This window comes from Acidovorax sp. FG48, assembly GCF_057809085.1.
This window is the reverse complement of sequence record NZ_JBMDJH010000004.1, coordinates 352,682-364,409: the sequence shown is the minus strand read 5'-3', so window position 1 is coordinate 364,409 and position 11,728 is coordinate 352,682. Positions and strand designations below refer to the sequence as shown.

Annotated in this window: 21 protein-coding genes; all 21 read right to left on the bottom strand. The window is 54.8% G+C overall.

Annotation, left to right across the window (positions count from 1 at the left end):
- Positions 1-50: 50 nt before the first annotated feature.
- The 21 genes from ACODSU_RS08745 to ACODSU_RS08645 all read right to left on the bottom strand — a co-directional run bounded on the left by ACODSU_RS08745 (position 51) and on the right by ACODSU_RS08645 (position 11,599).
- Entirely contained in the window at positions 51-281 is a 231-nt protein-coding gene (locus ACODSU_RS08745; RefSeq protein ID WP_488841714.1) for a hypothetical protein, read from the bottom strand.
- Between the two features lie 247 nt (positions 282-528).
- A complete protein-coding gene (locus tag ACODSU_RS08740; protein ID WP_488841712.1) occupies positions 529-675 on the bottom strand; it encodes a hypothetical protein in 147 nt (48 codons plus the stop codon).
- A gap of 661 nt (positions 676-1,336) precedes the next feature.
- Positions 1,337-2,317 carry a hypothetical protein gene (locus ACODSU_RS08735; protein WP_488841710.1) on the bottom strand — a complete coding sequence of 327 codons (981 nt, stop codon included), beginning with the start codon at positions 2,315-2,317 and terminating at the stop codon, positions 1,337-1,339.
- 392 nt (positions 2,318-2,709) lie between these two features.
- Positions 2,710-3,093, bottom strand: coding sequence for a hypothetical protein (locus tag ACODSU_RS08730; protein ID WP_488841708.1), 384 nt, complete (start codon positions 3,091-3,093; stop codon positions 2,710-2,712).
- Between the two features lie 18 nt (positions 3,094-3,111).
- Positions 3,112-3,378, bottom strand: coding sequence for a hypothetical protein (locus ACODSU_RS08725; RefSeq protein WP_488841706.1), 267 nt, complete (start codon positions 3,376-3,378; stop codon positions 3,112-3,114).
- A 308-nt stretch (positions 3,379-3,686) separates the two neighbouring features.
- Positions 3,687-3,914 carry a hypothetical protein gene (locus ACODSU_RS08720; RefSeq protein WP_488841704.1) on the bottom strand — a complete coding sequence of 76 codons (228 nt, stop codon included), beginning with the start codon at positions 3,912-3,914 and terminating at the stop codon, positions 3,687-3,689.
- Between the two features lie 318 nt (positions 3,915-4,232).
- On the bottom strand, positions 4,233-4,490 hold the full coding sequence (locus tag ACODSU_RS08715) for a hypothetical protein (RefSeq protein ID WP_488841702.1): 258 nt from the start codon (positions 4,488-4,490) through the stop codon (positions 4,233-4,235).
- 14 nt (positions 4,491-4,504) lie between these two features.
- A complete protein-coding gene (locus ACODSU_RS08710; RefSeq protein ID WP_488841701.1) occupies positions 4,505-4,801 on the bottom strand; it encodes a hypothetical protein in 297 nt (98 codons plus the stop codon).
- Between the two features lie 22 nt (positions 4,802-4,823).
- Entirely contained in the window at positions 4,824-5,045 is a 222-nt protein-coding gene (locus ACODSU_RS08705) for a hypothetical protein (RefSeq protein WP_488841699.1), read from the bottom strand.
- A gap of 14 nt (positions 5,046-5,059) precedes the next feature.
- Positions 5,060-5,299, bottom strand: coding sequence for a hypothetical protein (locus ACODSU_RS08700; protein WP_488841697.1), 240 nt, complete (start codon positions 5,297-5,299; stop codon positions 5,060-5,062).
- 18 nt (positions 5,300-5,317) lie between these two features.
- The gene (locus tag ACODSU_RS08695; RefSeq protein WP_488841695.1) at positions 5,318-5,941 is read right to left on the bottom strand and encodes an NYN domain-containing protein; all 624 of its coding nucleotides are present in this window, start codon (positions 5,939-5,941) and stop codon (positions 5,318-5,320) included.
- Between the two features lie 19 nt (positions 5,942-5,960).
- Positions 5,961-6,155, bottom strand: a complete 195-nt coding sequence (locus ACODSU_RS08690; RefSeq protein WP_488841693.1) for a hypothetical protein — start codon at positions 6,153-6,155, stop codon at positions 5,961-5,963.
- Entirely contained in the window at positions 6,152-6,469 is a 318-nt protein-coding gene (locus tag ACODSU_RS08685) for a hypothetical protein (protein ID WP_488841691.1), read from the bottom strand. Before ACODSU_RS08685 ends, ACODSU_RS08690 begins: the two co-directional genes overlap by 4 nt.
- Before the next feature lie 233 nt (positions 6,470-6,702).
- Positions 6,703-6,975, bottom strand: coding sequence for a hypothetical protein (locus tag ACODSU_RS08680; RefSeq protein ID WP_488841689.1), 273 nt, complete (start codon positions 6,973-6,975; stop codon positions 6,703-6,705).
- Positions 6,976-7,644: 669 nt separating this feature from the next.
- A complete protein-coding gene (locus tag ACODSU_RS08675; protein ID WP_488841687.1) occupies positions 7,645-7,908 on the bottom strand; it encodes a hypothetical protein in 264 nt (87 codons plus the stop codon).
- Positions 7,909-7,925: 17 nt separating this feature from the next.
- Positions 7,926-8,144 (bottom strand): hypothetical protein, encoded by a 219-nt coding sequence (locus tag ACODSU_RS08670; RefSeq protein ID WP_488841685.1) that lies wholly within the window; start codon positions 8,142-8,144, stop codon positions 7,926-7,928.
- 597 nt (positions 8,145-8,741) lie between these two features.
- Positions 8,742-8,969, bottom strand: a complete 228-nt coding sequence (locus tag ACODSU_RS08665; protein WP_488841683.1) for a hypothetical protein — start codon at positions 8,967-8,969, stop codon at positions 8,742-8,744.
- Positions 8,969-9,370, bottom strand: coding sequence for a type II toxin-antitoxin system VapC family toxin (locus ACODSU_RS08660; protein ID WP_488841750.1), 402 nt, complete (start codon positions 9,368-9,370; stop codon positions 8,969-8,971). The genes ACODSU_RS08665 and ACODSU_RS08660 overlap by 1 nt, the downstream gene beginning before the upstream one ends.
- Positions 9,370-9,585, bottom strand: a complete 216-nt coding sequence (locus ACODSU_RS08655) for an AbrB/MazE/SpoVT family DNA-binding domain-containing protein (RefSeq protein ID WP_488841681.1) — start codon at positions 9,583-9,585, stop codon at positions 9,370-9,372. The genes ACODSU_RS08660 and ACODSU_RS08655 overlap by 1 nt, the downstream gene beginning before the upstream one ends.
- Positions 9,586-9,621: 36 nt before the next feature.
- A complete protein-coding gene (locus ACODSU_RS08650; protein WP_488841679.1) occupies positions 9,622-10,302 on the bottom strand; it encodes a tyrosine-type recombinase/integrase in 681 nt (226 codons plus the stop codon).
- 154 nt (positions 10,303-10,456) lie between these two features.
- On the bottom strand, positions 10,457-11,599 hold the full coding sequence (locus ACODSU_RS08645; RefSeq protein WP_488841677.1) for a hypothetical protein: 1,143 nt from the start codon (positions 11,597-11,599) through the stop codon (positions 10,457-10,459).
- Positions 11,600-11,728: the final 129 nt, after the last annotated feature.

The window sequence follows — 11,728 nt, the reverse complement described above, 5'->3', positions numbered from 1 at the left end:
TCGCTTCAGCCATTGGTCAATGTTTTGGCAGACACGGATTCACCTTTGAATCAGCGTAAACGTAGCTTCGAGCATTTCGCTTTGGGCGTGTACTCGCCGCCATATAGACTTGACACCTGTTCATTGATCCTCTTGGCGGCCTCAATCTCTTGGACGGATGGTTCTACGCATTGCTCTTCGTATACCGGGCCCCAGGTCGCATAGACAGTGATAGCTGCCACCACCGTCACAAATACGACAAGCAGTGGGCTCAAAAGACCGTGACCGTACTGGTTCTTCATAGACAGGATTCCTTTTGACCAGATTGTCGGGGGCCACACCGCACAAACCACCCCCGAAAAGCGACCCAATCGGCCCTGTTTCGCCAGCTTGAGGTGGTTGATCAGAAACGGGAACAGACAATCGAGTTTGAATAGGTGTTCTGCAGGCATCGTGTTACATGCCGCCGCCACCTCAGTAGCGACGAAAAGCAACACTGAGCCTCCGATCAGGTCAGATGCAAGCTTTTGCCTTTTTGTATTTCTCGAATTAGGCGTCGTACTCAAGCAGCTGCGTAATGGCCTGCAGCTCCTCGATGGTGACAGTCCCGTTGATCGTCGCTGTGCCCGCCTCTTCGTCCACTGCGATAGTTGCCTCGGAGTTGGCCAGGATCGTCCGCGCTTGGTCGTGTGACATACAACTCTTTCGTTTCAAGCTTTCGTCGGGAACGAGAGCTAGAGGTGCATGCGCCGCGCGAGATTCGTGATCACTACTGTCAGCTCAGCACCGCAGGCAATGAGGGCGCATTCGACGACCAGAGCAACTGGGCCTTCTCCAGCGCCATCGCATTGGCCTCTTGACATGCGGCTATGGAGGTAAGTGCGCGTCCCATGCTTTTTCCTGGGACCAAAACTAGGGTGTGGTCAGATCAAGCTCTGCAGCCTCCCAGGCCTCAATACCCACCGAACGGGTGCCGCCATCCCGGTCGCGTCGAAGATCAGGCCCAAAACCCTGCACAGAACTGGAGGCAACTATCCCGTCGCGGCCAGCGCGAGTCCTAGTGGTCATCGCGAACACGGACAAAAGTGCCGACACGTAGCAGCGAAGTGGGTGGCGTTGTAGTCATGGGCGTGCGTCTCATCCTTCAAGATTTGTATCCCGGCTGATGAATTGGGTCATCTGGATGCCCCCCACAAACCTGACACCAGAAAACACCGTCTGACGGGTCCTCCATCGGAACTACATCGTGGCCAATCATCACCCCATCTTCGTCGTAATGAAGTGGATTTAATGGAGGCAGTGGAGGTGTAACGTCTTGGTTTATTGCGACCACGCTATCCCGCCTATTTCCTATAGCTCAAAGATCCCACTCGGGCGCCGGTCTCACGTCTGGGCCTGAATTCAAGAATGCATTCCATTCGAGAATATTGCCTCTCAAAGATGCTGGTACTTCATTTACGAATAATCGACTAGCAAGGAACTCTGCGATTGTCCATGTGAAGCCATCGAGAATCGACTTAGAGACGGCGGGTGAAGACTCAACCAAGATCCTTTGGTCGCCGGTATTCTGAATCAGCACACGACTGTCGAGCGCCTTCACAAAGAGAAGGAAGCACGCCGTGTCCAACACGAGCGGTGTCCACGGCGCAAAAGAAACTAACTGGCGCAGGAACGCATTCACAGCAGGAACCTCCCCGAGGAATCTGGGGTCGTCGTCATAGCCTGAAAAGCTCACAACTACATTGCCTGCCATCCTTTCTACCGCCTCAATACTCGTAGTGAAGGTATCGAAGAATAGCAATGCTGGGGCCAAGTTCATTTGGTCAACATCCGAGCGGGGAATCTCAAGAAGAATCTTTGGATCAGGCCCTTGGAGAACGGCAATGACAGGTGCAACGGCTGGCAGACTCAATTCAACATCAGCTTGAAACCTAGCCGCCTGCGAGCGCACTGTCTCAAGATCACTTGGAGTACCAAACACCATTGCAGTCCACCTGCTTTTACGCGCCGCGTAACCCTCACCGAGCAAACTGAGAACATGTCCAATGGCCTCCAGTGAGTTCACCAGTTGTTGGTAGAGAACGCCTCCATCTGGCGTGTACGTCACCACGATCCAACCCACATCCTCCTGACACTCGCGAATAAGGCGTTCAAGCGTTTCCAGTGCTCGATGCTTTGTCATCACATCCTTAACTGCTGAAAGCAATCTCTGCTTGGCATCAGGGAGGTTTTTTGAAACGAACACCACCGCAGCACCGTGCGTGTCGAGGGTAGAAGGCCCTACGCAGAGTAACTGGAGGCCTTTTAGTCGTGCTGCACGTTGTGATGCCTGTCCCATATGGTTGATTTCCTTTACATCCAGGCAAATTCAGGAGCCAGCAAATTCGCAGGCTTAGTTTCGCTACTCAAGATGAGAATTGACTGTCCAAGTCGCACCGCATCACCGCTGCAGAGCGGATTCGGTAACTGAGCATGCATATATGGCTGTATAGCTAGAAGGACGCGATTGCTCACATCTTGCCCCTCCTCGGCGAACACAGCGCTGGTCACTGTTAGATCCAATGCTTCCATCGTCATTTTTCCTTCGTGCTTCAGGCAGTTGCTAAGAAGAATGTGGCTGCTGGGTAAGAAACAAAGGCATCGTCAATTCCGGAGATTTCTGCGGCTATCGACTGGACTTCTTCCTTGTATGCCGGGTCGCTCCCATAAGCCTCTTGCAGACCCAAAAGCTCACTGAGCTGGTAGTTCAACCTCCGAACGACGATTTCCTCTTGCCACCCGCCTAGAATCAAGAATCTGCTTGCATCCCTTTGCAATCTGAACGATCCCCACAATGGGCAGGACGACGATAAAAAATAAGGTTGGGAGTGGGTTTCCAAGCAGCACTGGCCAGTCGAGCTTTAACTGCTCAGTGCTGAATTGAAAGATAAGCCACCCCAACCAAAAGAGAAACAAAGCCAGCCCAATTCCTAGCCCGATCCACCCATCCTGATCGTTTATCTCAAAAACCCGATCAGCTGACAGACTGTGGATCTTGGCCATCTGCAATGCCTCTTCTTTGGTTATAGCGGTGGCCACAATCTCACCAGTTATGGCAATGACTTGGTAATGCACTACTGTTTCCTTGATGTACTAACCTGCACAGCTGTCAATTTGAATGCCGGTTGAAATAAAACCCAACTGCGAACCAGCACGCCGATGCTGTTCAGATGCATCAAACACGTCTCTTGCACGATGATTCACAGCCAACCAAGCGTCTGACACATCTCTGTCGTAGATGTACAGCGTGGCGTCTCCAGTTGTGTATGCGCCCAGTCGATTTGATGGGCATGACTGCAACAACTTCTCAAGATCAGCGAGCCATTTCGCCTCCGCTTTTGTCAATGGTTTGGCTGACACAGAGCATTCCTTGACTAGGTAGGGACTACGCACTTCATCCAATTTGGATGCGACTTGCAAGGGCCGCGCCAGAACGAGAACAGAGCTACTAGCGTAAAGATTGGGGTCGTCCAAGATATGACGAAGACCATCAATGCATCCATTAGATTCATCACAGTGTTGCTATCCGCAACAGGGTGGATGGTGGAGTCCACAAAAATGCGGACAGCCCAAACTGCAGCTATGGCGGCAAAGAAGAGCGAGACGCCCCTCCATGTCCAGCCGTTCACTCCATTCCGTTTTGCTTTTGACATTTGTTCTTTCCAGAGTCAGTTGGTGAGCAGTTTGCGGCCATCGTCCGTGACGCGCAGCCAGACCTCGCCCGTGGGCAAGCCTAAGGGGCCGCTGAGCATGCGAGAGGACTTCAACAATCCAGCGTCTATTAGGGCCTTGATGCGCGGGCGCACTGGCTCTGCAGTGATGGCTCGTGAATTGACATTCAGCGATTCAATACGCTGGAGGATTTCAGTCATCGCTGTAATGGATGTTTCCTTCATTTGCCAGGTACCGCCTCACGTTTGAGATCTGTCCAGAACGTGGTGTCCTCGTATCCAACTTCTCGGACAAGCCACCGCTCATTCCCGACCGCATTGGTCTGCCAGAACTCTTTGGAATCGCGTCCCGCCAAGATGAAATTGGTTGCCGGCGCAGTAAGCCAAGAAGTTGAGTACCACACGTCGCTTCCGCTCTCTGCTAAATGACGAAAACGCATGTAGTCGCTGACAACAATGAATGCCAATATCGCGACAACGCTCAAGGCCAAGTGGTGACTCAGAGAATGCAACGTTGATTTTGGGAGCATCTGCTTTCCTTCTTCAGGCTTGGGACACGGTGAAGCATCCATGAGACAAGCCGCCCTGCGCCGTCGTCATATCGAGCTGCTCAACCCTCTGAGCCAGCATGGCCCGCAGACGCTCACGTCGGGCTTGGGGGACGTTCCCAATTCGACAGGCTCTGGTCAACCATTCTCCGGGGAACTCGCGCTTCAGAGCATTGTTGATAACGACCAGATCGTCAGCAGCTTCCGCTGCAATTTGACCCTCTGGAGTTTCAACGTCGATTTGCATTGCCATGGTCTTCTTTCCCTTCAAACTTTCGAGCCACCTTGGCGGGTCACTCCGGGCGTCCAAACTGCATCAGCGACCGCGATCCCAGGGTTCGCCTTGGCGAATTCTTTGCCTGCCGCGTAGCACACAGAACTCAGCGTGCCAGGCACAACATTGGCCGTTTTCTCCAGGCCCGCGTATCCATCCCAGAAGGCTGTACGGTGACCAGCACCACGATGCGGCTTCCCATCGTGGTACAGCTCACTCGACTTGTCCCGCGCAGCCGCGAGCATTGCCTCATAGGTCTTCTGGAACGATGGTGTCTTGTAGCGGGGCACGGAGTGGTTTTCTTCAAGATGGTCAGAATTGACGTTGATCCGGGTCCAACATGAACATTGCCGACTGAACACCGCTGACTCTTGCAGCAGGCCGCGCAAGCACGAACGAGCCATCTCGCAGCTTGCGCTTCACGATCAGCCGGTCCCCGGCATGGAACGTGTCGCCTCCGCGATTCTTGAACTCGCAAGTAGCCACCACGATTTGGCCCTTCCACTGGGCGCTGGTGCGAAGCGTGTCAGACATGCGTTTTAATTGGATCAGAATTCGGCGGTGGCCAGATCAAGCTCAGCAGCATCCCAGGCCTCAATGCCCACCGAACGGGTGCCCTGCTCTCTCCCATCCCGGTCGGCGCCGAAGATCAGTCCCAAACACTGCGCAGAACTGGAGGCAACCATACCGTCGCGGCCAGCGCGCGTCCGATCCTCGTGGTCATCCCGAACACGGACAAAAGTGCCTACACGAAGCAGCGAAGTGGGTGGCGTTGTAGTCATTGGCATGCGGCTGTTTCCATCAATCTAAAGAAGTCCAACAAAGCGGCCTCCATTCGCTGTCCTGAACAAGTTGGCGCGCCTGTCGAAAAAGACGGGGCCTGGGGTATTCCTAGGGATAATCCTGCTCGCTCTCAAGATTCCGGTCGCATGTTCCATCAAAACAGGGCCAGCCTGAATCTGCGGGATGCAGTCGATAACGGCCTGCCGCAGGTCCGCAGGTGTTGGAAGGTTCATCCTCTTGGCATCCATCCGATAGAGGGCGTCATAACTTGCTTGGGCTTCCTTGCATATTTGGTGGTCGCGCGCCACGCACTCCAATCTCAGCCCTTCAGCCCTTAGATTTCGGAGCCACTTCAAAAACCCGCGATCACCAGACCCCACGACGATTGTGTCGCTCCGATTTGGCCACAGTGTTCTTGCTACTCGAACGAGTTCCTTGTCCGCTGCATTCTTCACACCATAGCTGGTCGTTACGACTTCAATATCTAAGCGCCTAGCCAGTTGTTCTGTATGCGCAACATGCATGTGCGAACCGAATGCAAAACACTCCGCAGGGGGTTGGCCATGCGCACGCTCAACTGTTCGGTATGCCTCGATCACAAACGATGTGTGCATCAAGTTTTCCAGGTCCAACAGTAGAGCGACCATGCTTCTCAGCTTTCCTAGATTATTTTTGGGCGGTTGAAGCAATTGCGTCAGCAAACACTGCGACCAGGTACCAGACCGCCCAATAAAGCACGCCGACACAGATCGCCAACATCAACAATGATGCCGCGACATACAGGCAATGCTCGCCGGGGCTGCATTTGTGAACGCCAGGCCGCACGTGCCGTGTAGCCCATTCGTGGTAGTTGAAATTCATGGCTTCCCTGTTGTGTTGCCATCTACAGGCTTCGGAGCCACGCCCCCTACAGCGGATGCAATGGACTCCAGACTAGAAGCCAGAGGTGCAAGCTGACGTTGCACGACTGCCTCCCCCGAGGCGATTGCAGCTCGCTGGCAGTCCTCAACTGCCTCTTTGACCCCTTCCTTAACGGCGCTCTTGATGCCATCAGCACATGCTTCGGCTGCAGCGGTGACGGCGAGAACTGTTGCACCTGCTACAAGATCAAGCCCAGGAACAGGGCAGTAAAGAAAGGTCTTAAACGCGAGGCTGTCCTCTGATTTCTTTGTCATGAATTCCTTTTACTGGGGGCACTTGAAGTCAGCCACCCACCTCCTTGCTGAAGTGCAGTCGTTCCACTTCGTTGAAAGGTTGTGGGCAATCTCTTGCTTCAACGCGCTTTCACGATGCCGATTGCCACTCTGAATTTCAAGAATGGAATACACGATTGCTGTCAGCAGAAGACCTAAGCCAAATACGATGGCAATGTCAATCCATCCCAATTTGTAGTGCATCCTTTTTCCTCTCAAACCGCGACTTGTCGCCTCGCGACACGAACAATCGCAGGAACAGGCCCCAGCAATCGCATTTCTCCCGGATTGACCTTTCGCCAGCGGTTCTCACCAACTACATGCGTTCGATCCCAGCGATGCGTCGTCAAATCACCATCCAGAATTTCAACGCGGTGATGCCTTTGGTTCCGCTTTGCTTTGGCAAGCGCGAGTGCCGCATCAAGGTCTTCAACTGAGTCCTCAGATTTGACCCCATCCACCTCACATGCAAGCACCTTCAAAGTCATTGATTGGTTCCTATTTCTCGACTCGTCTTCCGCTGCAGCGACAGCGATGGCTGTCAATGCATCTTCCTTGGTGTCAAGCCGAAGAGCATTCCCGCGAGCGTCCCTCATCCACTCAAAGCCCCAATGTCCAACGGCTTTGCGCCGTATGTACCAACCCTTGGTTACGCCGTATTGCCCCGGCTCCCAGCTAGGCCGCCATCCGGCTTCATCCTCTTGGGTAATTCCAGCCTCAATTGCTTGCTCTAGGGACAAGCCTTGTTTCGGCTTCTGAAGGACTTGATCCAGGGTATGCCCACAGAAATCGCATCGCCCAACACCCCAGGCACCCCCATCCCAACGGTGGCGCTCACCAACAGGTTTTCCCGTGAGTGGGCTGCGACCGCCGAAGACTCTACAGCTGATAACGGTTGGTCTCTTCACTGGCTTCCTTGATCTATTCAGCGTTTGTGCTTTCCAAGGCACTTGCTTTATTTACTCTGTGGTTTTCGATGCAAGTCGATACAACAGCCCCGATCAGGCCAATAACGGCACACGCCAACCAGCCAGTTGCGAACGTTGGACCAATTTCGCGTAGCACATCGAATCCAATGAGATCAAGAAGCGTTGGCCCTCCGCACAAAACCAAAGTAACCAAAATGAACCAGTAACTCAAACGCATGACTCTTTCCTTTACTTGCCTTTGAGATGAAACCAAGGCGCCATTGGCTTCTCCACAGCATCTTTTGCTCGCCGTTCCATGACCGCTTTCCACCCTGGCCAAGACATCATGTCGATTGCACCCATAGGGCTGCGAGGCTGATCTTTCGACCACTGCATGATCTTTGTGGTCTCGGCAGGGGTCAGGAAGCTCATCAGCGACTTTGGTTCGCCGGATGTACCGGCGATCATCACTGTCAGAGATTCGCCATCACTATTGGGGCTTTCGCTGTGCATGCTTTTTTCCTCTCAGTTCAGTACGAGGTCCGAAAACCGTTGTGCTCGAACAGGTCATGCCTGTACTGGTGAACATCCACCCAAGCTCCCGAGGCATCGCGCAACACCCATCTCAGGCCAACCGGATTCCCGGTGGGAGTCAGCCCATCCTCGCGACGGGCAGTGAACCCGTTTTCAGCACGGTACAAATCAGGCTCAACCTTGTGCATAACATTGGCCGCACCGATCTCAGGCATGGTGTCTTCCTTCAGGGGTGCGCTTCCAGAGTTGTCTCATGCCGAACAGCTTGTAAGCGGAAGCCACTGCGAATAGCTAGTCAGCCGGTCTGGGTGAATCAACTTGCTTCGCTTGCCATCGAGAGCCACCTATTGCCCCGATGTATGCCGCAAGTACGCAAAGCCACGCAATAGCGATGAAGCGACCGACTGTTAGGTTCTCTCCGAAGATGCTAAGCACCGCGAAAGACTGAACAACGAATAGTGCTGATGCACCCTTGAGGCTGATTGCCCACTTGACGAATCGATCTATGAGGGTCATTTCACATTTTTCCTTGGTTCAGGCCGTGGCCTTTGGGGTGCGCTTTACGCGGTATGCGCAGTGGTTCCAGTGCCTCACCGTGCAGACAAGCAAACCAGCCTTGTCTGCAGCCTGGACTGCGTTGCCGTGGACAGTCACGCCATCAACTTCGTAGTTCCATGGAGCGGAAGGGCGCGAGCCCGCTTGTCCATTCAAGCGCTTCCCGTTGCCGAGGGCTGTGACAAGCTGCTCTTTGGTACGAATCATTGTGGGCCCCACTATTTGAAGGTTTCATTCTAGCGTTTATATAAACGCTGTCAAGCCCTTTTAATCCGCTTGCTGGCGGCGATCAGTGCACGATTAACGACCGCCTTGTTTGTGACACCGTAGCCGTCCGCGAGAAGCGCGTTCAGCGCCGCATGCCCATCGGCATCCAGGTCAACAAGCAGACGCTTGCCACTGGCTTGCTCCAGTCGCTCAAGGTGAGCTTTCGCACGTTCGGTTCGCGTCGTGTCGCCTACCGGAGGCTTCTTCTGGGTTGCCATTACAACGCCTTCGCCCCCGAGGCTTTAGTGGCCTTTTTGTCGAACGTGTAAAACGGCAATGCCCGCTGTTTGCGCGCAAGCGCGAGGTGCAGGCATTCCCCAAAATCCGCATTGCCATCGCGGTAGTCAAGCAAGGCTTGCTCGACGGCATCCTCGGCCTCAAAACTCAGCTCAACAACTGTCAGAAGCGCCTCAATCGTCTCAAGCACCTGGGTCTTCGTTTGGCTCAACCTTGACCGCAGCACCCACTCCAGCTCCAGCACAACGGTAATGGGCACCATGAGCATTTCGCTCTTCTTGGCATGACGCGCAAAAAGACGATCCACCGCCTGTGCTTGCAGTGGATCATCCTGCGCGACCAAGCGCACGAGGACATTGGTATCGACAGAGCCGGTGATCATCAAGGCCGCATCTCTTCAATTTCGAGGCGGCGCCCGTTAGGGGCCTTGACGATGCCCTTCACCTCGGCTGCGGACTTGTTCTTGACGCGCACGGACAAGCGCCCGCCAGACAGCACATGCCAAACGAGCCGCGTTCCGGGAACGCCGCCAATGGCCTGCCGAATTTCAGCCGGTACGGTCGTTTGTCCCTTGGCAGTAATCGTGGATTCAGTCATGTAAATCTCCTTACTTAACTGCATATTGTAAGGCGCTTAGACCGCATCGGCAAACATCGCCTGTAGCACGCCCTGATCAACGTCCACGTACCGCTGCGAGCAATCGATGCTTGTGTGACCCAGAAGCTGAGCCACAGTCTCCATGTCGCCCGTGGTGGCCAGCACCTTGCTGGCGAACGTGCGGCGCCCGGAGTGGCTTGATCCGCCCTTGATGCCTGCGCGTTGGTACAGCTTCGTCACATGGGCCTGCAGGCTGTCGCAGGCCTTGTAGTCGCGCTGCAGACCTGTCTCTAAAACACGCCTCTTGGTGTTCTGAGACATACCATCGCCCCGGCTGCTGTAAATCAGAGGCTGATGGGGCAGCAAGCCCCTGTATGGGCCAATGCCGACCAAAGTGCCGATGCCGCGCTCGATCCGGTACTGCAGGTAGGTCTCTAGGGCTTGGATAGCAGGCTTGGAAGCCAGGTAAGCGCATCGCTGGCGACACCCCTTTGTGATCGCTTCGCGCATGCTGATTTCGCTGCGCAGCTTACCCGAGCCGTGCATCACATCGGCAACAGTCAGGCGCGAAATCTCAGTGATGCGCATGCCGAGGTGGTGCCCAAGTATCAGCACTAGAACGTCGCGTTCCGGGTACCGCGAGGTGGCCTGGGTGATTTTGACAAGCCGGGTGAATTGACCCTGGTGCAGGGTCTTGGCGCGTGTGATCTCGGTCATGTAGCTCTCTGTAATTCGATGGTGTTGATGAAATGCAGAGAGGGCGCCGCGTAGGCTCTTTTTCGATCATATCCCGCGCCGATCCTCAACATCAAGGAAAGTCAGAACGCGGTATCCACGACCCGCTTCTTTGCGGGACCACTTCAAGGGGGTGCTAAAGCCACGTTGCGCCTTCGGCTCTCGCGTCCTTGAGATCCAGGAGCATCCGCATGACTCCCTGCGGCAAGCTCGCCCCTACGCTTCCGGGGCTCACGTCCATACCGATGTGGCGTTCAAGCAGGTTCGCCCCGAGCGTTGATACCGACAAGGTGCCCGTTGGCGTCCTTCTCAGCAACTGCTCTTTCACCAGCTCCTGGATGACAGTGTTTGGCTGATACCCCCGAGACATGACCTGGCTGGCGAAGGATGGACTCAACGAAACCGTCTCTCCAGCCTCAGCAAAACGCTTTCCAAGTAGCGCTCGCAAACTGGCGGCGAACCGAACGCGCTTTGCCGAATCGGTTTGTTCACCATGGATGCGCTGCAGCTCCCTGGTGATGCGGCCAAGAGCTACTTCGCGAGCCCCACGATCAATTTCGTAACACCGCAAGCAGTCAAGCAAAACCTGAAATGTGTTCAAGTCATGGAGCCGTTGGATCTGCGCGGTGGAAGGATTGTCGAGCCTCATCAACCAGGTGCGCTCAACGCCCCAGCGCTCCTTCGCCTCAGAGAGCAATGCTCTGTCCTGCGCCCCCATGGGTCCCGACTTTGGTCGTGGGACAACCACGGGCGGATCTTGATTTGTAGACTCGACCAGTGTGCGCTTCAAGAGCAACATGGCTTGATCGAACGCTACCACTCGGGTCGCCTTTGGCTGGGACTGAACACTACGACGTGACGCATTACCCCAATCGATTCGGCAAATCACGTCGGCTCCAGTGGCAAGAAAGTCCACGGACACCTGGGCTCCACCTAGCCGATCTCCCGTTTGCGATCGAACAGCAGAAACCCAAGCAATGGGTCGGGCACTGGGCACTTGCTTAACTGTTGCCAGGGACGCTGCGGGCGCAGGGCCCATGGCCATTGCTAGTTCAATAGCGTCGTTGAAGGCATCCACGCGACTGATATGGCTGCTGGAATGAACCTCACGAGAGTGCTCCCTATTGCCCCAGTGCAGAGAACAGACGATTGCAGGCATGCCGATTGCAACCGAGTTCACGAACTTAGGAGCCCTCATGCCATCGAAAGGCACCTTTTCACGAAGTGCCTCCTGCCAGTTCAATTCATCATGAAACGGAAGCCCCGCTGCTTGGTCCATAGCGCGCTCGAAAGCTTCGCGTGAAGATCCACATGGCCCTGAGGTCAGTGTCACAGACTTGGAGCCCACCGAGCACTGCAACCGGCACTCGAAGTTTGGCTTTCCAGTTGCCGGCGTGACCAGTCTAAA